Consider the following 25,230-nt stretch of genomic DNA (forward strand, 5'->3'; position numbering starts at 1 on the left):
AAATAAGGATAGATATTTTCAAAAATGAGATAGGGCGAGATAATCGCCCTGAAATTTTAGAATGTGTTGTAGTGAATTTTTTCGTCAACTTCAAAATCTTTTCTTTTTCTAACTCTCTCGTTTCCATAGCCTACCGGGATCATACAAACGGCTTTTAAATTTTTAGGGAAGTTTAGGAAGCTTTTTAAGTAAGCTTGTATTTCTTCGCCATTAGATGCTTCGCCTTCTTTTAGGTTAACCCAGCAAGTGTCCAAACCTTCTTCTTTAGCAAGAAGTTGGAAATAAGCCGCAGAAATTGCGCTTTCTTCAACCCAAGTTGTAGTAGTTTCAGTATTTGCAAGGATTACTATAGCCATTGGGACATCAGCTATGTACTTTGTTGAGAAAGAGCCGACGCCTGAAAGTTTTTCTAAAACTTCTTTATCATCCACCACTAAAAATTCAACCGGCCTTGCACTCTTATAAGATGGACCCATAAGTGAATATTTTAATAACTCTTTTACTAATTCTTTATCAACAGCATCTTCTTTATATTGTCTGATACTTCTTCTCTCTTTAATTAAATCTTTTAACATATTTCACCTCGTATTTTAAATAATCAATTTTGCTATTTATACCAAAATAAACAGTTTCATAAACCCTTAATTACATGATAAATAAGAAAAATAGAAAATACAAATTTAAATTAAAACAAGGGTGGATTGTTTAAGATACAAAGACTGTTAGTGTGAAGATTACATAACAAATGAAAACGTGTTTTCAAAAAAAATGTTCTGATATTAATCCGAGTAGAATTAAAAATAAAATTTTAAAAAAAATTATGAAAAGGCTTGCAATATATCTGAAGAGGTGTTATTATTACATTGTAAATATCCTAAGTAAATGGATATTTCAATCATCTTTTTTCTTCCCAGCTATACATAAAAGGACATCCGATCGGATGTCTTTTTGATTATATGGAAAACTTATTTAAAGGGCAGACTTGTAATAGTCTGCCCTAAGTTATTTAAAATTGTCCGCGAACGGAAACTTCCCCGGAAGAAAGTGTCATCAGTTTACCGTCGTCTGTTTGGACTATTAAATTTCCCTTTTCATTTATATCTTTTGCAATTGCCTCATATTTAGTTCCGTTGAGTTCGAAATTTACATATCTTCCAAGTAAAAGAGAATGAGATTTATATTCGGATAATATTTCTTCATCAGTTTTATAATAAAGAGCTTTGTAAAATTCGTTTATTACTTCGGCCACAAGTTCAGATCTAAGTAAATCTTCAGCATATAGAGAGCCTGCAATGGGACTTAATTCATCTGTAAATTCTGTTGTGAAATTTATGCCTATTCCTGTGACAATAGAGTGAACTTTCTTAGATTCAAAGTCTATGTCAGCTTCAGTTAGTATTCCACAAATTTTTTTGTGATTTAAAAATATATCATTTACCCATTTTATTTCAGGTTTTTTGTCCGTAGTCTTTTCAATTGCCTTAACAATGGAAACGGCTGCCTTTATAGTGACTAAGTCAAATGAATTATATGAAAAATCTTCTTTAGGAAAGAACACAATAGAGAAATAGACTCCGGTTCCCTTAGGGGATTTAAAATTTTTTCCACGACGACCTCGTCCGGCAGTTTGTTCATCAGAAACTAAAATTGTGAAATTTGAAAGATTTTCAGAATTTAAAAGGCGCTTTGCCTCTGTGTTGGTTGAGTCGATAGTTTCATAAACTCTGACATCAATTTCTTTTATTTCAGAGTATAAGTAATTTATAATTGCCCACTTATCCAACTTATCAGATGAGTTATCCAATTTATACCCTCTATTGGTTACAGAACTGATATTATGACCATCATTTTTTAAATTTTTAACAGCTTTCCATACAGCCGTTCTAGATACGCCAAGTTGAAGAGCTATGTTTTCTCCAGACATGTGGTTATCTCTATTTTCTTCGAGTATTTTTAAAACTTTATCTTTAGTTGACATTTAATCACTTCCTAATTGAAATTATAATTGATTTGGTTAGATAGGTAAATAAACTTTTGAATTTGACAATACTTTATAAAGAATGTAAAATATTATTCTAAGTATGTGGAGAGATGGTCGAGCTGGTTTAAGGCGCGTGCCTGGAAAGTGCGTATGCCCCATAAAGGCATCGGGGGTTCGAATCCCCCTCTCTCCGCCATCCATGATAGACGGGGAATTAGCGATGCCTTGTAACCTGCAATTCGCTATAGCAGGGTTGAATTCCCGTTCAAGGATTTTTGTTTGTATAGCCTGCCCCAAGCAAGTGGCGGTGACGACAGGGTCCCATACAATGTATACTTGTGAATCGTGTCAGGTCTTGACGGAAGCAGCACTAAGCAAGCTCATGCGTGTGTTATGGGGGTGCCTTATCTGAGTTAACTACTTGGGTACCGTATATGAATAATCATTCGAAGACGGGTTCATGGTACATATTAAAATTAATCACCTGAAAGACAGGTGGTTTTTTTTGTGCGAAAATTTAAATCTTTTTAGAAATAGTTAACCGATATAAACAAAATTTTTAATTTGATATTGCAATTTAGGATTAAAGAAAAATATGAAATCAGTAGTAATAATATTTTTCAATATATAGTGATTTTTAAAAAATTATGATATAATACGTTAAAAGTTAATATAGATTATCATTTACATTAAGTTAATGATAATAGACAGGAGAAAATTATGTTAAGTTTATTAATGGCTCCGATTGATAAGGAGTTAAAAATATTAAAAGTTAAGTCTAATAAACTTCCTGAAGATTCACAAGCAAAACATTTAAATAATCTTGGATTTATAGAGGGTTCAACTTTAAGGGTTGTGAGTGAGAACAATGGGAATTTGATAGTTAATATTAAGGGTGCCAGAGTTGCAATAGGAAAGGACATAGCATCGGCATTTATGGTAGGGGAGTTACAATGACGCTAAGAGAAGCAACAGTGGGAAGTTATTATAGAGTTAAAAAGATTAATGGAGTCGGTCCGTTAAAGAGAAGAATTATGGATATGGGAATAACTAAGGGGGCTGAAATTTACATAAGAAAAGTGGCGCCGCTTGGAGACCCCGTACAAATTAACATAAGAAACTATGAACTCAGTATAAGAAAAGAAGATGCTGAGCTCATTGAAATTGAAGAAATGTAATTAGAACGGGAGGAAAGAATGGCATATACTATCGCATTGGCGGGAAATCCCAATAGTGGGAAGACTACGCTTTTTAATACACTGACAGGCTCTCATCAATATGTTGGGAACTGGCCTGGTGTAACAGTAGAAAAGAAAACAGGGGAATATAAAAAAGATAGGGAGATTTTTTTCACGGACCTTCCGGGGATCTATTCACTATCTCCATATACACTAGAGGAAGTTGTATCAAGAGATTATCTTTTAAATGAAAACCCTGATGCAATTATAAATGTAGTTGATGCATCAAATATAGAGAGAAATCTTTATCTCACAACACAACTTTTAGAGCTTGGAATACCTACAGTTATCGCTCTTAATATGATGGATGTTGTGAGAAAGAATAAGGATAAGATTGATACTAAAAAGCTTGAGAGAGAACTTGGGTGTAAGATAGTTGAAATATCTGCACTTAGAAATGAAAATATAGATATTCTTGTGCAAGAGGCTATAAAGATTTCAGAGAATAATTACAGTATTAAATTTTCTGAAGGTGTTGAAAAACATCTTGCGCAAATAGAAACTATGTTGCCAAAAGTTGCAAAGGATACAGCTAAAAGATGGTTACTTATAAAATTATTTGAGCTTGATAATAAGTTAATTGAAAAATTAAGTTTGACACAAGAACAAATAGATAGACTAAGTGAGATAGCAGAGGAAGCTGAAAATGAATATGACGATGATACTGAGGGAATTATAACTGATGAAAGATACTCGGCTATCACTGAGATAACGACAACAGCAGTTAAAAAAGGTACAGTAGGTCTTACTACTTCGGATAAAGTAGATAGAATTATAACCGATAGATTTTTAGCGCTTCCAATTTTTGCGGGGATTATGTATGCGATATATTACATAGCAATAGTTATAGTTGGTGGCCCGGTAACAGAGTGGGTAAATGAAGCGCTATTTGGTGGATTTATAGCTAGTGGAGTTACTGGATTTTTAGAATCAATGGAAGTTGCACCTTGGCTTGTATCATTAATAGTTGATGGTGTAATAGGAGGAGTTGGTGGAGTATTAGGGTTTTTACCTATAATAGCAACTCTATTCTTTTTGATATCGCTGTTAGAAGATGTTGGATACATGGCGAGAATTGCCTTTATATTAGATAAAATCTTTAGAAGATTTGGTCTTTCGGGGAAGAGTTTCATCCCTATTTTGATAGGAACAGGATGTTCGGTTCCTGGAATTATGGGAACAAGAACTATAGAAAATGACAATGATAGAAGAATGACTATTGCAACGGCGTCATTTATGCCATGTGGAGCTAAGACTGAAATTATTGCGATGTTTACAGCTGTACTAGGTGGACATTTTTGGTATGGACCTCTTTGGTATTTTGGAGGAATTTTAGCTGTAATAGTTACGGGGATAATTTTGAAAAAGACAAAGAGATTCCATGGAGACCCGGCGCCGTTTGTAATGGAGCTACCTCAATACCATTTCCCGTCTATAGTCAATTGCTTAAAAGCTACATGGAATAGATGTAAGGCGTTTATAATTAAAGCCGGAACAGTTATTTTGTTATGTACTGTGGCTATTTGGTTCTTACAAAATATTTCAATTCAAGGAGATTTCTTAGATTGGGAATCTGAATCAGTTGATTCTATTTTATCATTCGTAGGAAAGAAGATAGCAATTGTATTTGCTCCGCTTGGATTTGGAGAATGGAAAGCAGCAGTTGCAACTGTACTTGGTTTAGTTGCAAAAGAAGTTGTAGTAGGTACGTATGGTGTAGTTGCCGGAATTGGAGACGTTGGGGCGGATGATCCGGGTTTAGTACCGTTGATTCAACAAAACTTCACAACCGTTTCAATTCTTTCGTTTATGTTTTTCAATCAATTGACAATACCTTGCTTTGCGGCAATTGGTGCAATAAGAGAAGAAATGAATGATAAAAAATGGTTCTGGTTTACGGTGGGATATCAAATGCTATTCTCCTATACAGTGGCACTTATGATATATCAATTCGGAAGAGTTTTAGTAATGCATGAACCGGCTAATTTTATGACGGCAATAGCAATTGTAATCTTGGCTATATATTTATATCTTTTATTTAGACCTAATAAATATAAAGACGTAAAAGAAGTACAAGCCAGATCGGTAAAGGAGTAAAAGATGAATGGTACAATATCTACAGTAGTAGTTTTAGTGTTACTTTGTGTGGCTTTAGGCTTTGCGATTAAGAGAGTTTTTTCAAAAAAGTCAACGTGTGATTGTGGAAGTTGTAATAGCAACTGTTGTGGGAATCCGCACGGAGAGAATAAAGACATTCATTGATTGAATATGTATGATATAATATCTTACAGAGAGTAAGTATTTTAAAGGCCTCGAAAGAGGTCTTTTTAAATGGCAATATTTACAAGAATTTAGTTTTTTTATATAATCATTCATAAGATATTAAACGGCGGTTGTCGTATAGATAGATGAATGACCTAGCTTTTCACAATCATTTACAGGGGGATTAGAATTATGGATAATGTCAGAGTTAGATTTGCGCCAAGTCCAACGGGATATCTACACATTGGAGGACTCAGAACAGCGCTTTACAATTACTTATATGCAAAGAAAAATGGTGGACAGTTTATTCTTAGAATAGAAGATACAGATAGAACAAGATTTGTAGAGGGAGCAATTGAAAATTTAATAGACTCTTTAAAGTGGGCTGGAATTGACTACGATGAAGGAGTTATGGTTAAAGACGGCAAAGTGGTAGAAGTTGGAGAAACTGGGCCATATATTCAATCTCAAAGACTAGATATTTATAAGAAATATGTTGATGAACTTATAGAAAAAGGATATGCATACTATTGTTTCTGTTCAAAAGAAAGACTTGATAAAGTAAGAGAAGAGCAGAAGATAAAAGGTATGGTTCCCAAATATGACGGATTCTGCAGAGATATACCACTAGAAGAAGCTAAAAAGAGAATTGAAGCCGGAGAAGAGTATGTAGTCAGATTAAAATTGCCAAGAAATAAAGACATATCTTTTGAAGATGCGGTAAGAGGTAGAGTTACAATCAATACAGATGAAATTGATGACCAAGTTTTAATGAAATCAGACGGATTTCCAACATACCATATGGCAGTCGTGGTAGATGACCATTTGATGGGCATAACTCACGTAGTAAGAGGGGAAGAATGGTTACCGTCAACACCAAAACACGTATTTTTATATGAGGCACTTGGTTGGTCTGCGCCTACATTTGTACATCTACCAACAGTTTTAAATAAAGATCGTAAAAAACTTTCAAAACGTCAAGGAGATGTTTCGGTAGAAGATTTTAAAAATAAGGGATACCTACCGGAAGGATTGGTAAATTATTTGGCTCTTGTTGGTTGGAGCAGCGAAGATGGAGAAGAAATCTTCACTCTTGATGAGATGGTAGATAAGTTCACTTTTGAAAGAGTTGGAAAGAGCGGCGGTATTTTTGATGTAGAAAAATTGAACTGGGTAAATGCTCACTATATTAAACAATATCCAACTGAAAAGATAGCAGAACTTTCTATGCCTTTTATGGCAGCAGAAGGACTTATGAAAGAAGAGGAAATGAAATCAAATTGGGATTGGTATGTTCTTCTAATTGAAACGGTTAAAGAGAGTTTGAGTAACTTAAGTGAAGTTCCTGAAAAAGTTAGATTCTTATTTGGGGATTTGAATATAACTGAAGAAGATGCAAAAGAAGAACTTGCAGGTGAACAAGTACCGGATTTAATAAAAGCATTTGAAGATGAGTTAAGTTCTATAGAAGAAGTTGACCAAGAATTTGCAAATGGAGTTATGAAAAAAATCCAAAAATCTACAGGAATAAAGGGGAAACAACTCTTCATGCCTATAAGGGCAGCCATTTCTGGAAATGTTCACGGTCCTGAACTTAAGAACATCATCTATTTACTTGGAAAAGAACAACTTTTGAAGAGACTTGACGAAGCAAAAGCGTTTAGAAAATAAATGCTTTTGTATTTAAGGTATGTCGATTAATCGGCGTACCTTTTTTTAGAATTTTAAATAAAATCTACAAAAAAAGTATAAAAAACATTGATAATAGGTTTCAAACAAAATTTTAGGGGTATACTTAACGTGTAAGTCATAAATTACAAATAATATTCTTAAAAAAATTAAGAAATAGATAAATTACTTAAGGAGGAAATATGTCATTAATAGGAAAACAAATACCAGAATTCAAAGCAAATGCTTATAATCCAAAGAAAGAAGAGTTTGTAACAGTATCAAATGAAAACTTAAAGGGAAAATGGAACGTAATTATGTTCTATCCGGCAGACTTTACTTTCGTATGTCCAACAGAGCTTGAAGATTTACAAGAGCAATATGCAACACTTCAAGGTCTAGACACAGAAGTATATTCAGTATCAACTGATACACACTTCGTTCACAAGGGATGGCATGACCATTCTGAAGCTATCAGTAAACTTGAGTATACAATGATTGCTGATCCTTCTAAAGAAATTGCAAGAAGCTTTGAAGTTCTTGATGAAGAAGCAGGAATGGCACAACGTGGAACATTTATCATAGATCCGGACGGAGTTATACAAGCTTGTGAAATCAACGCAGATGGAATCGGACGTGATGCAAGCGCACTAATCGATAAGATAAGAGCAGCTCAGTTCGTACGTAACAACCCTGGTCAAGTTTGTCCGGCAAAATGGAAAGAATCAGGAAAAACTTTAACACCGGGACTAGATCTAGTAGGTAAAATTTAATGAGTCTTGATGTTAATTTGAAAAATCAATTAGCACAATATTTACAACTTCTTGAAAAAGAAGTTGTAATTACTTTATCGGTGTCTAATGATGAAAATTCAAAAGAGGTTAGAGATTTTGTAACTGAAATTTCAGAAATGTCAGATAAGCTTAGTCTTAAAGAGGGAGAATTGGAATTCAAACCAAGTTTTTCTCTTAGTTCCGAAGTGAGCAGCGGAGTTGTATTTGCCGGTGTGCCTTTGGGACATGAATTTGAGTCTTTCGTTTTAGCGCTTTTACAAGTTGGTGGAAGAACTCCAAAAATTTCTGAAGATGAAATAAACAGAATCAAAGCGATAGATAGAGAACTAAACTTTGAAACGGTAGTTAGTTTAAGTTGCCATAACTGTCCTGATGTTGTACAGGCATTGAACATAATGTCAGTTTTAAATCCTAATGTAAAACACACTATGATAGAAGGCGGAATGCACAAAGAGCTTGTTGAAAAAAGAGGAGTGATGGCAGTCCCAAGTGTATTTTTAAATGGTGAGGAATTTGCAAATGGACGTATGACATTAGAGCAAATTTTAGATAAAGCCGTTGGAGAATCCGCACAAGATAAATTTGAAGGGGTTGAACTCTTTGACGTCTTAGTAATCGGCGGTGGTGCAGCAGGTGGTGCAGCAGCTGTATATGCAGCGCGTAAGGGCATTAGAACTGGAATAGTTTGCGAAGAATTCGGTGGACAAGTTAAAGAAACTCTTGGAATTGAAAATATAATAGGTACATCATATACTGAAGGACCTAAATATATGGAAGAAGTTAGAGCTCACGTCTTGAGCTATGATGTTGCATTGATGGAAAATGCAAAAGTCGAAGATGTAGTGCCTGGGGAAATGATTACTGTTGTAACAAATAAAGGTGAACTTAAATCCAAAACTGTAATAATAGCAACAGGGGCAAAGTGGAAACTTATAGGAATACCGGGCGAAACAGAACTTAGAAATAAGGGTGTTGCATACTGCACACATTGTGATGGACCACTTTTCAAAGACAAAAAAGTAGCGGTAATAGGTGGCGGAAACTCAGGGGTTGAAGCTGCAATTGACTTAGCTGGAATGGCTAAGGAAGTGCTACTTTTAGAATTCTTACCAGAATTAAAAGCAGATGAAGTCTTACAAAAAAGATTGAAATCACTTTCTAATGTAGAAATAGTAACTAATGCTCAGACAACTGCAATATCTGGAACTGAAAAAGTTACGGGAATTGATTATACAGATAGAATTAGTGGCGAAAAAATTTCTAAAGAAATTGATGGTTGTTTTATTCAAGTGGGATTAGTTCCAAGTACAGAATGGCTTGGAGATAGAGTTGAAACGAATAGCCACAAAGAGATAGTTGTAAATAGAGAAGGGGCAACAAATGTCGAGGGAATATTTGCAGCAGGAGATTGTACAGACACTGCATTTAAACAAATTATAATTGCAGAGGGAAGTGGAGCAACAGCTGCTTTAGGTGCATTTAATTATTTAATGAGAAAATAGACAGACAAGGCAGGTTTAATTCTGTCTTGTTTTTTATATATCATGGGTTAAAGAAGTTAATCTATAGAATTCTTAATGAATTAGATAGATTGATTTAATATGGTTGTGTGTTAGAATAAAAATATAATAAAATCGAAAAAATGTTTTATAAAATTGAATCAAAGGACATATTAAAGATGGAATAGTTTATGAAAATGAACCTATTAAACCGGATGTAGAGGTAAATATAAATCAAGGGTACGATACTCTAATTAAATGGATAAGAGAAGATAAATAATATTTTTTAGGAGGAAATATGAAGATTAGGACTTATATAGCAACTTCCATATACATAATATTGGCTATAATGTTACCGATAATGTTAGAACAGTCAAAAATTATTTATGATGCAAAAGTTACATATAATACTATGATACTCACAACTAGTAATTTATTATCACTATTTATATTGGGAGTATCCATGGGTTGGGCTATAAAATGTTATTTGAAAGCACCAGTTAAAATTATTTTACTTATTCTTTCTAGTGTAACTATATTTAGTATTTTAGGAGCAATAACACAAAATTCTATTTTGATGACATATTTGATGAGATATTATCAAGTTATAAACAAACTTGTGATGTTAAATGCAGTTTTGTTGGTGTTAAGTTTTAAGAAAATAAATTAATAGGAGTATAAGCAGTGTCAAAGGATAGAATTTGGAGAAGTATATTTAATATAGGAATACTTTTATATGTCTTAGTTTTACTAATAATATTGTTTAGAGGATTTAACCAAAGAATGGACGAAAGAGCTTATTCGATTATACCATTTAAAACAATTTATAATTATATGAGTGCTATAGATAAGAGAACAATTAGGTTTGTAGTTGATAATATTATTGGGAATATTGTATTATTTGTGCCATTTGGTATGTATTTAGAATCATTTCGATATGAGTCAAAATTAATCGGAAAAGTCTATATAATATTAATAAGTAGCTGTATAGTTGAAAGTATTCAAGTTATATTTAAAGTAGGAATATTTGATATAGATGATATATTACTTAATACCATAGGGGGTACTATAGGGATTGTAGTATATAAATGTCTATTTAAACTTTTTAATAATCATGAAAAAGTTAAAAATACATTAGCGATAATTTCGTTAAGTGTATTTATGGTCTTAATCTGCTCAATATGTTTAATGAATATAATGTATAGATGATTTGAAATTATTTTGAATGTAGTTACATAAGGTGATTTAGTGAACCTTTTTTATGTACCAAAAGTTAAATCTATATAATAATTTATTGACTGATTTAAGATATGTGATATACTCTAAGTGGGAACGGAAAATGACATGTGGGACAAGATGGTGTAAGCATGAACTTAGAATTTTTAATGGAATTTGTGCCGGAATTTCAAGATTTATTTATAAAGAGGTATGAAATACTTAAATTTATAAGAGGTAATGAAAGAGCGGGCAGAAGAACAATTGCACAAGGGATGAATATTTCTGAGAGGGTAGTCAGAGATGAAGTTGAAAAGTTAAAAAATCAAAATTTTATTTCGGTATCTTCTTCAGGGATAGGAATAGAAGAAAAGGGAAATAGATTTTTAAATGAATTGAGTTCCTTTTATCGTGAGATAAACAGTAGGCGTTCTCTTGGAATTGAAATTGAAAAGTTACTTGGAGTAAAAAAAGTTTTTGTTGTCGAGAGTGGTACTCACATTGAGACCGTTGAAAATTTGGGAGCGCAAGCGGCATCAATCTTTGAAACTATAATTTCTGAGGGAGATCTCATAGGTGTAACAGGTGGAGAGACCATATATTGTGTTTCTGAATCTATTTCATCTAAGGTGGATAGATTAGATGTTACCGTGATACCGGCAAGGGGATCGGTTGGTAACCAAGCGAGATTTCAAGCTAACACAATTGCATCCAGAATTGCAAATAAATTAAATGCAAAGTTACAACTTTTGCCCATACCGGAGACTGTTTCAAAACAAGCTATGGAAATTTTTTTGAGTGATAGTGAAATGAGAGAAGCTTATGAAATGTTAAAGAGTTTGGATGTTTTGCTATTTGGTATAGGTAGAGCTGATGTTATGTTGGCAAGAAGGGGTATAAATGAAGAGAAAAGTTCGAAAGTTTTAAACTGTGGAGCTGTGTCTGAAGCATTTGGAAATTATTTTAATTTAAAGGGAGATAGAGTTTATTCTCAAGAGAGTGTCGGCATAAGTTTGGATAAGTTTTTAAGCATACCTAAGATTATAGGTGTTGCAGGTGGGGTTGAAAAAGCACAAGCTATTATAAGTATTTCAACTCTTAGACCTGATATGGTTTTAGTTATAGATGAAAGTGCAGCGCACGAGATTATTAAGGAGGTAAATTATGGCAGTTAATGTAGCTATTATGGGATTTGGAAGAATAGGTAGAGATGTTTTAAGAGGTTGGGCTCTTAGAGATGAAAAGAGTTTTAATATTACTCACATAGCTGATTTAAAGGCGAGTGAAAAGATAAAAGAACATGCTCATTTATTTAAATATGATTCAGTATATAGAAAATTCCCTGGCGAAGTTGAAGTTGTAGAAGATGGATTTTTAGTAAATGGAAATAAGGTTACAGTTATCGATGGAAAGTTACCAAGTGAAATGAACTGGGGAGAACTAGGGGTTGATATAGTAATTGAATCAACTGGTGCATTTACTGAATATGCAAAAGCTCATGGACACATCGAAGCTGGTGCTAAAAAGGTTATTATTTCTGCTCCTGCAAAGGGAGATGTCAAGACAATAGTAATGGGAGTTAACGATTCAGAATATGACAGTGCTGTTCATGATGTAATTTCAAATGCTTCTTGTACAACTAACTGTTTAGCTCCTGTAACAAAAGTTATTCTTGAAAACTTTGGTATCGAAAGAGGAATCATGACAACTGTTCATGCGTATACTAATGACCAAAAAATTCATGATGCTCTTCATAAAGATATGAGACGTGCAAGAGCAGGAGCTGAAAATATAATCCCTACAACAACTGGAGCTGCTCAAGCAGTTGCAAAGGTAATTCCTGAAGTTGAAGGAATTTTAACTGGTATGGCAATGAGAGTTCCTGTTCCAACTGGTTCTGTAGTTGATGTTACTTTTGAAATTTCTAAAGAAGCTACTGTTGAAGAAATCAATGCAGCTATTAAAAAGGCTTCTGAAAATGAATTAAAAGGAGTTTTAGCATACACTGAAGAAGATATAGTATCTTCTGATATAGTTGGAGATCCTCATTCTTCAATCTTTGATTCACAACTTACAATTGTAAAAGACAGACTTGTGAAATTAGTTTCTTGGTACGACAATGAATGGGGCTATTCACAAAGAGTTGTTGATTTAACAGATAAAGTTAGCAAAGGACTTTAAGTTGAGATAAATTAGCGGAAGCTTTTTGCTTTCGCTTTTTCTTATGGAGGAAAAATGAAAAAGACTATAAAAGATTTAGATTTAAAAGGCAAGAGAGCGGTAATAAGAGTTGACTACAATGTGCCACTAAAAGATGGAAAAGTTACTAATGATGCCAGAGTAAGGGCAAGTCTTGAAACTATAAATACAGTTTTAGCGGCAGGAGCATCAGTAGTTTTACTATCTCATCTTGGAAGACCTAAAGGAAAATACTCTGAAGAGTTTTCTTTAAAACCGGTTGTGGGAGTTTTAGAAAACCTAATTGGTAAAAAAGTTAAATTCATCCCAGATGAAGAAGTTGTTTCAGATAGAGTTTTGGAAGAGGTTAGAGAACTAAAAGCCGGAGAAATAGCATTGCTTGAAAATACAAGATTTGTAGCAGGGGAAGAAAAAAATGACCCTGAGTTTGCAAGAAAACTATCAAGTCTTGGAGATGTATATATAAATGATGCATTTGGCACAGCACACAGAGCACATGCTTCAAATGTAGGAATAGCACAAAATTTACCATCAGCTATGGGATATTTAGTTGAAAAAGAGGTAAAATATATTAAAAATGCAATTGAAAATCCAAAGAGACCTTTTGTTGCAATTTTAGGAGGAGCAAAGGTTTCAGACAAAATTGGGGTAATAGACAATTTACTTGGAATAGTAGATAAGATTATAATAGTAGGTGCAATGGCAAATACGTTTGTAAAAGCCATGGGATGTGAAGTTGGGAAGTCTCTTGTTGAAGATGATAAGCTTGAGTTTGCCAAAGAACTTATTTCAAGAGCAAAGGAAAATGGAGTAGATATGATACTGCCGGTCGACTTTGTAATAGCAGAAGAATTGAAATCGGGAGTTCCAACTGAAGTTGTAGCTGCTAATGAAATTCCAAGTGATAAAGCCGCATTTGATATAGGACCGGAGTCGGTTAAGAGGATAGAAGATGCATTAAATGGTGCGGCAACTGTAATCTGGAATGGACCTTGTGGAGTTTTTGAAATAGATGAATTTGCTAAAGGTACTTTCTCAGTAGCAGAAGCTTTGGCAAATCTTAAAGACGCCATAACTATTGTTGGCGGCGGAGATTCGGGAGCTGCTGTTGAAAAGAGCGGTGTTGAGGATAAGATTTCACACGTTTCAACTGGTGGTGGAGCAAGCCTTGAAATGTTAGAGGGTAAAGTTTTACCTGGAATAGATATAATTGAGGAGGCATAATATGAGAAAAAAACTTATAGCCGGAAATTGGAAAATGAATTTAAATGCAAGTCGAGCTCAAGATATGCTAGTGGAGTTTATAGAAAAGCCACTTGCTATAGATGTTGATGTATTGGTAATTCCGCCATTTACGTCAATACCAAAGGCTTATGAGGTGTTAAATGAAACACATATAATGTTGGGAGCTCAAAATTTAAGTGAACAAAATGAAGGGGCGTACACAGGTGAGATTTCAGCTGAAATGCTAACTGATTTAAATGTAACTCACGTACTAATAGGACACTCTGAGAGGAGAACTTACCAACAAGAAAGCGATGAATTATTAAATAAAAAAATAAAGAGAGCGTTGGAAGCAAATATTGTTCCTATACTTTGTGTTGGGGAATCTAAAGAAGAGCGTGATGAAAATCGTGCGTTGGATGTTGTCAAAGCTCAAATTGTAAATGGACTTAATGAAGTTGAAAACGATGGAAGCATAATAATAGCTTATGAGCCTACTTGGGCAATTGGGACAGGAGATGTTTGCAGCCCTGAAGATGCAGAAGAAATGGCTAAATTTATAAGAGAAACTATTGAGGGACTTTATGGTAAAGAAGTTTCTGAAAAGACAAGAATTTTATACGGAGGTTCAGTAAAGCCAAATAATGTAGCTGAATTAATGGGAAGAGAAAATATAGATGGAGCTCTTGTTGGAGGAGCATCTTTAAAAGCAGATGATTTTGAAAAATTAGTAAATTTTGGAGAATAATATGAAACCTATGATGCTGATAGTCTTGGACGGGTTTGGCGTCGGCAAAGAATATGACGGAAATGCTGCATATCTTGCAAATACACCTGTAATTGATGAACTAAAGAAAAGTGTTCCAAGTACCACACTACAAGCTTCCGGAGAATATGTTGGTTTGCCTGATGGGCAGATGGGCAATTCAGAAGTAGGACACTTGAATATAGGCGCTGGACGTGTAATATTTCAAGATTTATCAAGAATTAATAAAGAAATATCTGACGGAGAATTTTTCCACAATAAGGTGTTGGTTGGAGAGATGGAGTCAGTCAAAAAGAATGGAAAAGCTCTACACTTGATGGGATTGGTATCTCATGGGGGAGTTCACTCACATATGGAACACTTAAAGGCATTGTTAAAACTTGCTAAACTTGAAGGGGTAGAAAAAGTTTATGTGCATGCTATTCTAGATGGCCGTGATGTGGCGCCTGATTCAGGTAGAGAAGACTTAAGAGAACTTCAAAGAGAACTTGATATAATAGGTGTTGGAGAAATTGCAACTGTCAGTGGAAGATACTGGGCTATGGATAGAGATAGAAGATGGGAAAGGACCATGAAGTATTACAATCTCTTGACCATAGGAGAAGGGGAAGCTTATTCATCAGTTGATGCTCTTATAGATTCGAATTACCATAGAGAAATATACGATGAATTTGTAGAACCTGGAAAGGTAAAAGACATAACGCTTGAGGATGGAGATTCTGTTATCTTCTTCAACTTCAGACCAGACAGAGCAAGACAAATTGTAAGACTTTTAAGTGATGATGATTTTAGCGATGCTCTTCGTGCTAAATACGTTCGATTAAACGTAGTAAGCATGACACAATATGATTCTACACTTACTAATGTAACTGTTGCATATGGCGAATTTATACCAAGTAATACGCTTGGAGAAGTGCTTGCAAAAAATGGAAAGAGTCAGCTCAGAATTGCTGAAACAGAAAAATATGCACACGTGACATTTTTCTTAAATGGTGGAAGAGAAGTGCCTTTTGAAAATGAAGATAGAATTTTAGTTCAATCACCAAAAGTGGCAACTTACGATTTGAAACCGGAGATGAGTGCATATGAAGTAACTGAAAAGTTAATTCCTGTAATGGGGGATTATGATTTTATAATGTTAAATTTTGCCAATACTGATATGGTTGGGCACACAGGGTCAATTCCTGCTGCAATAAAAGCTGTAGAAACAGTGGATGAATGTCTTGGAAAAATAATTGAGCAACTTAAAATATTAGGCGGAGCGGCAATAATAACTGCGGACCATGGGAATTGCGAAGTAATGCTAGATGACAATGGAAAACCGGTTACATCACATACAACAAATGTAGTGCCTATGTATCTTGTTGGAGTTGACAGAAAATTACACAGCGGAGCACTTGCGGATTTAGCCCCTACTGTGTTGGAAATAATGAATATTGAACAGCCTATTGAAATGACGGGCAAGAGTTTATTGGAGGAGAATGTATGAGTTTAATTTCAAATGTATATGCAAGAGAAGTATTGGATTCAAGAGGGAATCCAACTGTTGAAGTAGAAGTTAGAACTGTAAAAGGCGGTTTCGGAAGAGCTATAGTTCCAAGTGGAGCTTCGACAGGAGCTTATGAAGCTGTTGAACTTAGAGACGGGGGTTCAAGATATCTTGGCAAGGGAGTTCAAAAAGCTGTAGATAATATCAACACTCAACTTACAGAAGATTTAACTTTCTTTGATTGTTTTGACCAACTTGCGGTGGATTCCTATTTAATAAGACAAGATGGAACTGAAAATAAAGGCAAACTTGGAGCAAATGCTATTTTAGGTGTTTCATTAGCTGTTGCAAGAGCTGCTGCTGATGAATTGAATTTACCACTATATCAATATCTTGGAGGAGTTAATGCAAAGACATTACCTGTGCCAATGATGAATATTTTAAACGGTGGAGAACATGCAGATAACAATGTAGATATTCAGGAATTTATGATTATGCCGGTTGGGGCTAATAGCTTTAAAGAAGCTCTTGAAATGGGAGCTACAGTTTATCACAACTTAAAAGGAGTTCTTCGTGAAAGAAATCTTTCAACAGGAGTTGGTGATGAAGGTGGATTTGCACCAAATCTTGAAAGCAATAGAGAAGCTCTTGATGTAATAGTAGAAGCTATCGAAAAATCAGGATATAAAGCGGGAGAAGATATTGTGTTGGCTCTCGATGTTGCAGCTTCAGAAATGTATGAAGATGGAAAATATAATCTAAAGGGTGAAGGAAAAGTTCTTTCGTCAGAAGAAATGATAGATTACTATGCTGACTTAGTTGAAAATTATCCAATCTATTCAATTGAAGATGGACTTGGCGAAGACGACTGGGCTGGTTGGAAAATTATGACAGATAAGATAGGTGATAAAGTTCAATTGGTTGGAGATGACTTATTTGTAACTAATACAAAGAAATTAAAAAAGGGAATAGAAGATGGAATTGCAAACTCTATATTAATCAAATTTAATCAAATTGGAAGTTTATCAGAAACACTTGATGCAATTGAACTTGCTAAAACTCACAATATGACTTGTTTAATTTCACATAGAAGTGGAGAAACTGAAGATTCTACAATTGCTGACTTAGCAGTTGCAACTAATGCAGGATTTATTAAGACAGGTGCTCCTGCAAGAAGTGAGAGAGTTGCTAAATATAATCAACTTTTGAGGATTGAAGACCAATTAGGACAGACATCAAGATATGCGGGATTAAAAGGATTCTACAATTTAAAAAGATGATTTATTTAATAAGGCATGGCATAGCTGAAGCATACAGCACATCCGATTTTGGAAGAGAATTGACAATAGAGGGAAAGATAAAGCTAAAAGCAGCTTTCTTGGGGTTTGCAGAAGACTTTAATTCGAAAAACTACAAGATTTATGCTTCATCTGCAGTTAGAACAATGCAGACAGCAGAAATTTTAAGTGATATTTTAAAGTGTGACTTTGAAACGATTGATGATTTATATAATTCAAGCTATGAAGATTTTGTGAGAGAATTACCTCAAGATATGGATTATATAATAGTTGGACATGAGCCGTATATTTCAAATTTGATTTATCAGATGACGGGAAGAAATGTGATTGTATCAAGAGGCTCTATTCACAAATTGGAGGTGTAGTATGGATTATAAGAGGATGATTGACGAAAGAAACGCGAGTGGGTATATAAATCACCTGGGAATTAACGTGCTTGAAATAAGAGAAGGATATGCAAAGACAGAAGTCGAAATAGGAGATGGGCACATCAACCCTATGGGAGCGGCTCATGGAGGATTGATATTTAGCTTGGCAGATGTAACTGCCGGCTCTTGTGCAAATTCTTTTGGTAATAAAGCGAGCACGTTAAATGCAAACATCAATTTTTTAGCTCCGGCCATGAAGGGGAAGAAATTGATTGGAGAATCAAAACTTTTAAAAAATGGCAAAACTGTAAAAGTTATTGATGTTGAAATAAAAGATGAAAGTAGGAAGTTAGTGGCAAGGGGAACTTTCTCTTTCTTTGACCTTGGAGAACCACTTTTTGAAGATTAAAACAGTGACAATATATAATACAATATGGATAATAAATCTGTGCATACGAAGGTGTGTGCAGATTTTATTTTTGTGTATTTATTTTAAATTTTATTTTCAACATATTGAAAAGTTTTCTCTGTGTGGTAACATAGTATAGTTAATTAGGAGGAAAAGATGGAATTTTTAACGGAAGGTATAAAACTTATAACTTGGCAGGATTTAGTAATGTATGGTGTAGGAATTCTGCTCATTTACTTGGCGATTGAAAAAGAATTTGAACCGGCATTATTGCTTCCTATGGGATTTGGAGCAATTTTAGTTAATTTGCCACTATCTGGAGCTATAAATCAAACCATGGCTGGGATTGGAGAAGTTACAGGAATAGTTGAATGGCTGTTTGAAGTAGGGATAGAAGCATCAGAGGCTCTTCCTCTATTATTATTTATTGGAATAGGAGCCATGATTGATTTTGGCCCGTTACTTTCAAATCCTAAAATGTTTTTGTTTGGAGCGGCAGCACAGTTTGGAATTTTCTTTGCGCTTTCTTTGGCGACAGTTCTTGGATTTGAATTAAGAGATGCAGCTTCCATAGGTATAATAGGTGCAGCAGATGGTCCGACTTCAATACTTGTTTCTCAAGTTTTGGGGTCAAAGTATGTAGGAGCTATAGCAGTTGCGGCATATTCATATATGGCACTGGTTCCAATTGTGCAACCGGTGGCAATAAAATTAGTGACTACTAAAAAAGAGAGACAGATAAAAATGCATTACAATCCTACAGGAGTTTCAAGGAAGGCAAGAATTTTCTTCCCTATTTTAGTTACAATTGTAGCGGGTCTAGTTGCTCCTATGTCGGTATCGCTTGTTGGATTTTTGATGTTTGGGAACTTAATTCGTGAATCAGGTGTACTTGGGAATTTAACAGAAACTGCAAGTAATGAACTTGCAAATTTGATAACACTTTTACTTGGAATTACTATTTCATTCAGTATGAGGGCGGAGGCTTTTGTAAATTTTGAAACTCTTTTGATAATGGGGATAGGACTTATAGCATTTGTATTTGATACAATTGGCGGAGTAGTGTTTGCGAAAATACTGAACTTATTTACAAAGAATAAGGTTAATCCGATGATAGGTGCGGCTGGGATTTCAGCATTTCCAATGTCAGCACGTGTAGTTCAAAAGATGGGGTTAAAAGAAGACCCATCTAATCACCTTCTTATGTTTGCTGTAGGGGCAAATGTATCAGGTCAAATCGGTTCGGTTGTCGCTGGTGGAGTTATATTAAACTTAATCCAACAGTTTCTATAGGAGGGGAATATGAATCCAAATTTTTTAATATCCCTTGAAATAATGGGAAAGGGAATGATTTCTATTTTTGTAGTGCTTGGACTGTTGTCACTTATAGTAACGGCATTTGCAAAAATGTTTAAATAAAATAAATTATATATGGTATAGGTTCTGTAAAAGATATAAACTTTTGCAGGGCCTTTTTATTTGTAATTTAAAATTTAATTTATAAGATTAAGTAAATTAAAAAGAATTGTACAAAAGTGAAATATTAATTAATTTCTAATGTATTTTTTTAATTAAAGCTTTTTGTTACAATGATAATATAGTAAAAAATAAAAAGAGGTTAAATATGAATACATCTTATATATTGATGATTGTAACAATTGTATCAAAAATTTTTGGACTTCTCCGTGAAAAAGCATTGGCTTATTTTTTCGGAACCGGAATAATTGTAGAAGCCTTTTTAGTTGCTTTTCAAATTCCAATGACTTTCACAAACATATTATCCGGAGCTACAGCTAATGGATACATACCTATGTACAATGAAATTAAAGAGAGAAGCGGAGAAAAAGAGGCGAATAGCTTTACTTCAAATTTATCAAATATAGTATTTTTTGGGTCCTTGTTAATCTCAATTGTGGGGATTGTGTTTGCCAAACAATTGGTTATTGCAATGGCTATAGGCTTTAAAGGAGAGACGCTTGCAATGGCTGTCTTTATGACAAGAGTTGCACTTTTAAGTCTTGCAGCAACAACTGTGTTTTCTATTTTTAAAGCTTATCTTCAAATTAAAAGACATTTTATAGTTTCAATAGCGCATGCTATTTTGATGAATGTAATTATAATTGTGAGTATGGCATTTGCTAAAAAAATGGGCTATCAATACTTGGCTTTTGGTATTTTGTCAGGATTTATATTCCAATATTTAATATTTTTGCCATATATCAAGAAGTCGGGTTATAGGCACAGAAGTTTAATCAATTTAAAAGATAGAGATTTTAAAATGATGATGAAGATTATTATACCCGTACTTATTTCAACATCTGTAATCGAATTAAATTTTATAATTTCAAAATCGTTGGCATCTGATTTATTTGTTGGAGCTATGGCATCTTTAAACTATGCCTATAAGTTACAAGCTTTTGTAACTGGAATTGTAATAACTTCAATTGTAACAGCGGTATATCCGGACATGGCCAGACTTGGAGCAGTTTGTGACTATGACGGTTTGAAAAAATCTGTGGGGGGAGCTTTAGTATCTATGGCTCTTTTAGTTGTGCCGGCATCGGTGGGTCTATTTATATTTTCATCTCCAATTGTAAAACTACTATTTGTTGGGGGAGCTTTTGGAAAGCAAGAAGGAGTTGTGACGGCCACTGTTTTAAATTTCTATGCCATAGGGATAATTGGTATAGGTGTTAGAGAGATAGTATCAAGGGCGTTTTATGCAATTATGGATACCAAGACACCTGTTGTAAATTCAGTTGTAATGGTTGGTGTGAATATAGTTTTGAGTATGGTAATGATGAAGGTGTATGGAATAAGAGGACTTGCACTTGCAACTTCTATCTCATTTATTGTTGGAGCCATACTGATGGTTTTAAGTTTAAAAAGTAGATTGGGCAGAATGTTTAGTACTATAAATATTTCAGATTTGATGAAGATAACTATAGCGACTGTATGTATGGGAATTTTAGCGAGTGTTGTCTATAGCTTTTCAAGTAGATTTATTGGAAGTATAGTATCTCTATTGATTGCAATTGTGGTTGCTGGAGGGGTTTACTTGTTAGCTATTTTAGTGCTAAAAGTATCTGAAGTGCAAAATATTATAAATAAGATAAAAAATAAGAGAGCAAAGTAACTCTAATCAATGATATAAAAAAAGGACTTCGTTGGAAAGTCCTTTTTTATGTCATTTTATTTCTAACTCTTCTAATATTAGTTGGATAAGAGCATCACTTTCAACGCTCTTTGAATATAAAATAGGTATTTCAAAATCTTTGCTCACATTTCTAATCTTGAACATTGCATCGTGACCAACAGAATCTATAAATATTATTAAAATATTTGTCTTTGAAATTTCGCTTGAAAGAACCTCGACTGACTCATTTGCCGACAAATAACAAAGTTGTCCGCCATTTGCTTCGATTGCTCTTTTGAAATTTTCTTTATCAGTTTCTAAACCGATTATTCCGATATTTAATCCGTTTAGGGGATTAGATGTTAAGAATTGTACTTCGTGTTCTTTAATTAGTTCGGGGGAAGAATCTGTGGGGTAAACCCATATTATTTTTCCGCTTATGATTTCATCGTTCCAATATGCATAGTCTACAACATCACCAATTTCTAAGTGGAAGTTACCTGTCTTATATTGGTCAAGTAGTATTTTTGTAGATAGTCTATCTTCTGAAGAATCTATATAATATTGTTCTAAATCTTCATCGAATTCCACAATAGCATATTTGATAACTTTTTTATTGCTTTCAGCAGCGACTTTTTCAATTAATTCATATTCATATACAGGTTTTTGGTTATAAGCTTTTCTAATAACTGAAGCCTTAACCCAATCGCCTTCTTCGATATTAAGTTTTCTTATAAATTTTTCAGGAATAAATATTTTAAAACTTCCAATGTTTGCTCCGGATAGATTTAAGTGAGTTTGACCTAAGAAAATATTGTTATTTGCATCATAAATTTCAGTTAAGGTATTATTTGGCGTTATAGTAGTTGGTTGTTCATAAGTATTATATTTTGACAAATTATTTGGTAAATCATTTAGTGAATTTAAAATACAAAGATAGTTTTTTAAATATGCATTGGTTTCTTCCAAGTTGTCAAAAGTTAAATTTGAAACTATCGATAATAAATCGGATTTAATCTCTTCTAAAAATTTGATTTTATTCATACATAACCTTCCTTAAAATTAAAATTAGTGATTAAATTTATTGAGTATATTATACTCCTTATTAGTTTTTAGGTAAAAAGAATATTTTGTGAAATTACATTCAAAAAAATATTATATTTAAAAAATTTATATAGAAAGATAATATATGACTATGGTAGAATTAAAATCAAGGAGAGTGGAACGTTTGCGTATATTTAATCAGGAATTACTAGAAAGTGCAATAGCGCTTGGAAGAAAATATATTGATATGGGAGAAGTTGCAGATTACATACCTGAGTTGAAAAAACAAGATCCAAATAAGATAGGGATTGCAGTGATTGAAGATGAAGAATTAATTTGTTCGGGAGATAGTGAGGATAGATTTTCTATACAATCTGTTGTAAAAGTAATTTTATATGCAATAGCACTTGAAAATTTTACTGTTGATGAACTGAAAAAATATGTTGGGCTCAAACCGTCATCAAAAGCTTTTAACAGTGTAATAGAACTTGAACTATCTAAAAAGAATGTGCCGGTAAATCCTTTCATAAATGCAGGGGCAATAGTTGTGGTTGCATTGCTACATAGGGTTTATAAAGAAAGGACGCTAGAAGTTATTATTGAGAGAGCATCAAAGTTTTTAGGAGAAGAAGTAAGTTATAGTGAAGAAATTTTTATATCTGAAAAAGTATCTTCTTTTGCCAACAGAACTTTAACATATCTTATGCTTTCAAGAAAGATTTTACCACCAAGCCTTGAAGTAGAAGAAGTTTTGGATATTTACTTCAAAAGTTGTTCGTTGATGGTAGATGTTAAAAATTTGGCTAATATGAGCTATTGTATATCCAATAATGGGATATCTTTGAGCGGTGAAAAAGTTATAGAACCGGAGCATGCAAGAATTTTAAGAACTCTTATGGCAACTTGTGGTACATATGATTATTCGGGAGATTTTGCAGTTAGAGTTGGAATCCCTGCTAAGAGTGGTGTTGGTGGAGGAATTGTCACAGCCACAATAGATGGTTATGGCTTGGCAGTTTACAGTCCTGCACTTGATACGCATGGAAATAGCTATTCGGGAGTTAGAATGCTTGAGTATTTATCTGAGAAATTAAATTTGAATGTATATTAAAGGAGGAATAGATGGAAGAATTATTCATAACTTTATCTACGAAGTTAAATGAAATATTGTTGAGCATTAATGATGTTCTGTACTATCCAATCTTACTTATTATGTTGTTGTTTTGTGGACTTTATTTTTCGGTTAGAACAGGACTTATACAATTATCAATGTTTAAAGAGTCTATAAATGTAGTAACTGAAAAACCGGATAAGGGCGGTGTTTCATCTTTTCAAGCACTTATGGTTTCAACAGCGTCAAGAGTTGGTACAGGAAATATAGTAGGGGTATCTAATGCCATTTGCCTTGGAGGATACGGAGCTGTATTCTGGATGTGGGTTATAGCTATAATTGGTGGAGCATCAGCATTTATAGAATCTACTCTTGCTCAAATTTACAAGAGAAAGGGTGAAGACGGTACAAGCTATGGAGGACCTTCATATTATATAGAAACTGCACTTGGAAGTAGAACTGTTGGGGTTTTATTTGCGATATGTTTAATATTAACTTATGCAGTTGGTTTTAATATGTTGGCATCTTTCAATTTACAAGACTCATTTAAAATATATGGGTTCTACACTCCGGGAAGAACATCTTGGATGATAGGAGCTGTACTTGCTTTAGTTGCAGCATACTGTATTTTGGGTGGTGGAAAGAGAATTATAAAATTCACTTCAATATTAGTTCCATTCATGGGAGTTATATTCGTAATCGTTTCGATATTAATGATTGCATTAAACATAACTTATATACCAACAGTTTTTTCAAAGATATTATCAGATGCTTTTAACTTTAAGGCAATCTTTGGTGGAATAGCCGGTTCTTCACTTGTTGCTGGAATAAAGAGAGGATTGTACTCAAATGAAGCCGGTATGGGTTCTGCGCCAAACGCAGCTGCAGCAGCAGATGTATCTCACCCTGTAAAACAAGGGTTGGTTCAAATGCTTTCTGTATTCATAGACACACTTTTAATTTGTTCAGCAACAGCATTTATGGCATTGTCATCTGGAGTTGAACCTACAGCTGAACTAGCAGGAGCAGCATTTGTTCAAACTTCACTATCAACAGTATTTGGCAACTATGGAATTATATTCATAACAGTTGCTCTTACACTATTCGCATTCACAACTTTGATAGGAAACTTATACTATGTAGACACTTGCTTGACATATTTGAATAAGAAAGTGCCTTCAAAGGTATTTATGGTTTGCTATAGAGTATTAGCGGCAGTTTTAATTTTTGTTGGAGCGGGAATGCAAATGGAATTAGCTTGGAATGTTGCAGATTTGTTGATGGGACTTATGTGTATAATTAATATCCCTACAATTATAATTTTGGGAGGACAAGCGATTAAAGCTTTAGAAGATTATAGAGAACAAAAAAGACAAGGTAAAAATCCTGTGTTTATAGGTGAGAATATAGGACTTGATGAAAGTAAATTACAATATTGGAAATAAATTTTAATTTAAGGAGTGTCATAATTATAGTAGGCACTCTTTTTTAGTTTTAATTAAAACTTAAAAGAGTCATATGTCAAATAT

The 25,230-nt window shown here is 33.9% G+C and carries 24 protein-coding genes, 1 tRNA gene and 1 other RNA gene; 23 read left to right on the top strand and 3 right to left on the bottom strand.

Going from position 1 to position 25,230, the window contains the following annotated elements; all coding sequences use genetic code 11:
- Positions 1-56: 56 nt before the first annotated feature.
- Entirely contained in the window at positions 57-575 is a 519-nt protein-coding gene (locus SOR77_RS09975) for a nitroreductase family protein (RefSeq protein ID WP_320636950.1), read from the bottom strand.
- A gap of 431 nt (positions 576-1,006) precedes the next feature.
- Positions 1,007-1,978 (bottom strand): biotin--[acetyl-CoA-carboxylase] ligase, encoded by a 972-nt coding sequence (locus SOR77_RS09980; protein ID WP_320636951.1) that lies wholly within the window; start codon positions 1,976-1,978, stop codon positions 1,007-1,009.
- A 107-nt stretch (positions 1,979-2,085) separates the two neighbouring features.
- Between SOR77_RS09980 and SOR77_RS09985 the strand changes: the two genes are divergently transcribed.
- From SOR77_RS09985 to murJ, 21 genes are all read left to right on the top strand, one after another.
- Positions 2,086-2,177 (top strand) — tRNA-Ser (locus tag SOR77_RS09985).
- Position 2,178: 1 nt separating this feature from the next.
- An RNA gene (gene ffs / locus SOR77_RS09990) (signal recognition particle sRNA large type) lies at positions 2,179-2,445 on the top strand.
- 256 nt (positions 2,446-2,701) lie between these two features.
- On the top strand, positions 2,702-2,938 hold the full coding sequence (locus SOR77_RS09995; RefSeq protein ID WP_320636952.1) for a FeoA family protein: 237 nt from the start codon (positions 2,702-2,704) through the stop codon (positions 2,936-2,938).
- Positions 2,935-3,159 carry a ferrous iron transport protein A gene (locus SOR77_RS10000; RefSeq protein ID WP_320636953.1) on the top strand — a complete coding sequence of 75 codons (225 nt, stop codon included), beginning with the start codon at positions 2,935-2,937 and terminating at the stop codon, positions 3,157-3,159. The genes SOR77_RS09995 and SOR77_RS10000 overlap by 4 nt, the downstream gene beginning before the upstream one ends.
- A gap of 18 nt (positions 3,160-3,177) precedes the next feature.
- Complete coding sequence (gene feoB, locus SOR77_RS10005; RefSeq protein ID WP_320636954.1) at positions 3,178-5,316, top strand: ferrous iron transport protein B; 2,139 nt, start codon at positions 3,178-3,180, stop codon at positions 5,314-5,316.
- 3 nt (positions 5,317-5,319) lie between these two features.
- Positions 5,320-5,481 carry a FeoB-associated Cys-rich membrane protein gene (locus SOR77_RS10010; RefSeq protein ID WP_320636955.1) on the top strand — a complete coding sequence of 54 codons (162 nt, stop codon included), beginning with the start codon at positions 5,320-5,322 and terminating at the stop codon, positions 5,479-5,481.
- Positions 5,482-5,673: 192 nt separating this feature from the next.
- The gene (gene gltX, locus SOR77_RS10015) at positions 5,674-7,152 is read left to right on the top strand and encodes a glutamate--tRNA ligase (RefSeq protein ID WP_320636956.1); all 1,479 of its coding nucleotides are present in this window, start codon (positions 5,674-5,676) and stop codon (positions 7,150-7,152) included.
- A gap of 200 nt (positions 7,153-7,352) precedes the next feature.
- Positions 7,353-7,922 carry an alkyl hydroperoxide reductase subunit C gene (ahpC, locus tag SOR77_RS10020; RefSeq protein ID WP_320636957.1) on the top strand — a complete coding sequence of 190 codons (570 nt, stop codon included), beginning with the start codon at positions 7,353-7,355 and terminating at the stop codon, positions 7,920-7,922.
- On the top strand, positions 7,922-9,445 hold the full coding sequence (gene ahpF / locus SOR77_RS10025) for an alkyl hydroperoxide reductase subunit F (RefSeq protein WP_320636958.1): 1,524 nt from the start codon (positions 7,922-7,924) through the stop codon (positions 9,443-9,445). Before ahpC ends, ahpF begins: the two co-directional genes overlap by 1 nt.
- A gap of 295 nt (positions 9,446-9,740) precedes the next feature.
- Positions 9,741-10,112 (top strand): hypothetical protein, encoded by a 372-nt coding sequence (locus SOR77_RS10030; RefSeq protein ID WP_320636959.1) that lies wholly within the window; start codon positions 9,741-9,743, stop codon positions 10,110-10,112.
- Positions 10,113-10,126: 14 nt separating this feature from the next.
- Positions 10,127-10,651: a VanZ family protein gene (locus SOR77_RS10035; RefSeq protein ID WP_320636960.1), complete on the top strand. Its 525-nt coding sequence runs from the start codon at positions 10,127-10,129 to the stop codon at positions 10,649-10,651.
- Positions 10,652-10,809: 158 nt separating this feature from the next.
- Positions 10,810-11,832, top strand: coding sequence for a sugar-binding transcriptional regulator (locus SOR77_RS10040; protein WP_320636961.1), 1,023 nt, complete (start codon positions 10,810-10,812; stop codon positions 11,830-11,832).
- On the top strand, positions 11,822-12,838 hold the full coding sequence (gene gap / locus SOR77_RS10045) for a type I glyceraldehyde-3-phosphate dehydrogenase (RefSeq protein WP_004819210.1): 1,017 nt from the start codon (positions 11,822-11,824) through the stop codon (positions 12,836-12,838). Before SOR77_RS10040 ends, gap begins: the two co-directional genes overlap by 11 nt.
- A gap of 54 nt (positions 12,839-12,892) precedes the next feature.
- Positions 12,893-14,080, top strand: a complete 1,188-nt coding sequence (locus SOR77_RS10050; RefSeq protein WP_320636962.1) for a phosphoglycerate kinase — start codon at positions 12,893-12,895, stop codon at positions 14,078-14,080.
- 1 nt (position 14,081) lies between these two features.
- Positions 14,082-14,828 carry a triose-phosphate isomerase gene (gene tpiA, locus SOR77_RS10055; protein WP_320636963.1) on the top strand — a complete coding sequence of 249 codons (747 nt, stop codon included), beginning with the start codon at positions 14,082-14,084 and terminating at the stop codon, positions 14,826-14,828.
- A 1-nt stretch (position 14,829) separates the two neighbouring features.
- Positions 14,830-16,335, top strand: coding sequence for a 2,3-bisphosphoglycerate-independent phosphoglycerate mutase (gene gpmI / locus SOR77_RS10060; RefSeq protein WP_320636964.1), 1,506 nt, complete (start codon positions 14,830-14,832; stop codon positions 16,333-16,335).
- Positions 16,332-17,615, top strand: a complete 1,284-nt coding sequence (gene eno / locus SOR77_RS10065) for a phosphopyruvate hydratase (RefSeq protein WP_320636965.1) — start codon at positions 16,332-16,334, stop codon at positions 17,613-17,615. The genes gpmI and eno overlap by 4 nt, the downstream gene beginning before the upstream one ends.
- Positions 17,612-17,998, top strand: a complete 387-nt coding sequence (locus tag SOR77_RS10070; RefSeq protein WP_320636966.1) for a SixA phosphatase family protein — start codon at positions 17,612-17,614, stop codon at positions 17,996-17,998. The genes eno and SOR77_RS10070 overlap by 4 nt, the downstream gene beginning before the upstream one ends.
- Before the next feature lies 1 nt (position 17,999).
- Positions 18,000-18,410 carry a PaaI family thioesterase gene (locus SOR77_RS10075; RefSeq protein ID WP_320636967.1) on the top strand — a complete coding sequence of 137 codons (411 nt, stop codon included), beginning with the start codon at positions 18,000-18,002 and terminating at the stop codon, positions 18,408-18,410.
- Positions 18,411-18,566: 156 nt separating this feature from the next.
- A complete protein-coding gene (locus tag SOR77_RS10080; RefSeq protein WP_320636968.1) occupies positions 18,567-19,703 on the top strand; it encodes a sodium ion-translocating decarboxylase subunit beta in 1,137 nt (378 codons plus the stop codon).
- A gap of 331 nt (positions 19,704-20,034) precedes the next feature.
- Entirely contained in the window at positions 20,035-21,546 is a 1,512-nt protein-coding gene (gene murJ / locus SOR77_RS10085) for a murein biosynthesis integral membrane protein MurJ (protein WP_320636969.1), read from the top strand.
- Between the two features lie 51 nt (positions 21,547-21,597).
- Here the strand turns inward: murJ and SOR77_RS10090 are convergent, their stop codons facing one another.
- Positions 21,598-22,590, bottom strand: coding sequence for a hypothetical protein (locus SOR77_RS10090; RefSeq protein WP_320636970.1), 993 nt, complete (start codon positions 22,588-22,590; stop codon positions 21,598-21,600).
- Between the two features lie 175 nt (positions 22,591-22,765).
- Here SOR77_RS10090 and glsA point away from each other — a divergent pair, with 175 nt between their 5' ends.
- Both glsA and SOR77_RS10100 read left to right on the top strand, forming a co-directional pair.
- Complete coding sequence (glsA, locus tag SOR77_RS10095) at positions 22,766-23,701, top strand: glutaminase A (RefSeq protein ID WP_320636971.1); 936 nt, start codon at positions 22,766-22,768, stop codon at positions 23,699-23,701.
- A gap of 11 nt (positions 23,702-23,712) precedes the next feature.
- Complete coding sequence (locus tag SOR77_RS10100; RefSeq protein WP_320636972.1) at positions 23,713-25,146, top strand: alanine/glycine:cation symporter family protein; 1,434 nt, start codon at positions 23,713-23,715, stop codon at positions 25,144-25,146.
- The last annotated feature ends 84 nt before the right edge of the window (positions 25,147-25,230 follow it).

Origin of the sequence: Peptoniphilus sp. (assembly GCF_034090345.1) — a bacterium.
Lineage (GTDB): Bacteria > Bacillota > Clostridia > Tissierellales > Peptoniphilaceae > Peptoniphilus.

What these genes read in the sequence shown, in the direction of transcription:
- gpmI (WP_320636964.1), top strand. Translation starts at nt 14,830, where the DNA reads ATGAAACCTATGATGCTGATAGTCTTGGACGGGTTTGGCGTCGGCAAA.
- SOR77_RS10090 (WP_320636970.1), bottom strand. Translation starts at nt 22,590, where the DNA reads ATGAATAAAATCAAATTTTTAGAAGAGATTAAATCCGATTTATTATCG.
- SOR77_RS09995 (WP_320636952.1), top strand. Translation starts at nt 2,702, where the DNA reads ATGTTAAGTTTATTAATGGCTCCGATTGATAAGGAGTTAAAAATATTA.
- SOR77_RS10070 (WP_320636966.1), top strand. Translation starts at nt 17,612, where the DNA reads ATGATTTATTTAATAAGGCATGGCATAGCTGAAGCATACAGCACATCC.
- ahpC (WP_320636957.1), top strand. Translation starts at nt 7,353, where the DNA reads ATGTCATTAATAGGAAAACAAATACCAGAATTCAAAGCAAATGCTTAT.
- SOR77_RS10030 (WP_320636959.1), top strand. Translation starts at nt 9,741, where the DNA reads ATGAAGATTAGGACTTATATAGCAACTTCCATATACATAATATTGGCT.
- SOR77_RS10050 (WP_320636962.1), top strand. Translation starts at nt 12,893, where the DNA reads ATGAAAAAGACTATAAAAGATTTAGATTTAAAAGGCAAGAGAGCGGTA.
- SOR77_RS10040 (WP_320636961.1), top strand. Translation starts at nt 10,810, where the DNA reads ATGAACTTAGAATTTTTAATGGAATTTGTGCCGGAATTTCAAGATTTA.
- SOR77_RS09975 (WP_320636950.1), bottom strand. Translation starts at nt 575, where the DNA reads ATGTTAAAAGATTTAATTAAAGAGAGAAGAAGTATCAGACAATATAAA.
- gltX (WP_320636956.1), top strand. Translation starts at nt 5,674, where the DNA reads ATGGATAATGTCAGAGTTAGATTTGCGCCAAGTCCAACGGGATATCTA.
- SOR77_RS10000 (WP_320636953.1), top strand. Translation starts at nt 2,935, where the DNA reads ATGACGCTAAGAGAAGCAACAGTGGGAAGTTATTATAGAGTTAAAAAG.
- feoB (WP_320636954.1), top strand. Translation starts at nt 3,178, where the DNA reads ATGGCATATACTATCGCATTGGCGGGAAATCCCAATAGTGGGAAGACT.
- ahpF (WP_320636958.1), top strand. Translation starts at nt 7,922, where the DNA reads ATGAGTCTTGATGTTAATTTGAAAAATCAATTAGCACAATATTTACAA.
- tpiA (WP_320636963.1), top strand. Translation starts at nt 14,082, where the DNA reads ATGAGAAAAAAACTTATAGCCGGAAATTGGAAAATGAATTTAAATGCA.
- gap (WP_004819210.1), top strand. Translation starts at nt 11,822, where the DNA reads ATGGCAGTTAATGTAGCTATTATGGGATTTGGAAGAATAGGTAGAGAT.
- SOR77_RS10100 (WP_320636972.1), top strand. Translation starts at nt 23,713, where the DNA reads ATGGAAGAATTATTCATAACTTTATCTACGAAGTTAAATGAAATATTG.
- SOR77_RS10080 (WP_320636968.1), top strand. Translation starts at nt 18,567, where the DNA reads ATGGAATTTTTAACGGAAGGTATAAAACTTATAACTTGGCAGGATTTA.
- SOR77_RS10075 (WP_320636967.1), top strand. Translation starts at nt 18,000, where the DNA reads ATGGATTATAAGAGGATGATTGACGAAAGAAACGCGAGTGGGTATATA.
- eno (WP_320636965.1), top strand. Translation starts at nt 16,332, where the DNA reads ATGAGTTTAATTTCAAATGTATATGCAAGAGAAGTATTGGATTCAAGA.
- murJ (WP_320636969.1), top strand. Translation starts at nt 20,035, where the DNA reads ATGAATACATCTTATATATTGATGATTGTAACAATTGTATCAAAAATT.
- SOR77_RS10010 (WP_320636955.1), top strand. Translation starts at nt 5,320, where the DNA reads ATGAATGGTACAATATCTACAGTAGTAGTTTTAGTGTTACTTTGTGTG.
- SOR77_RS09980 (WP_320636951.1), bottom strand. Translation starts at nt 1,978, where the DNA reads ATGTCAACTAAAGATAAAGTTTTAAAAATACTCGAAGAAAATAGAGAT.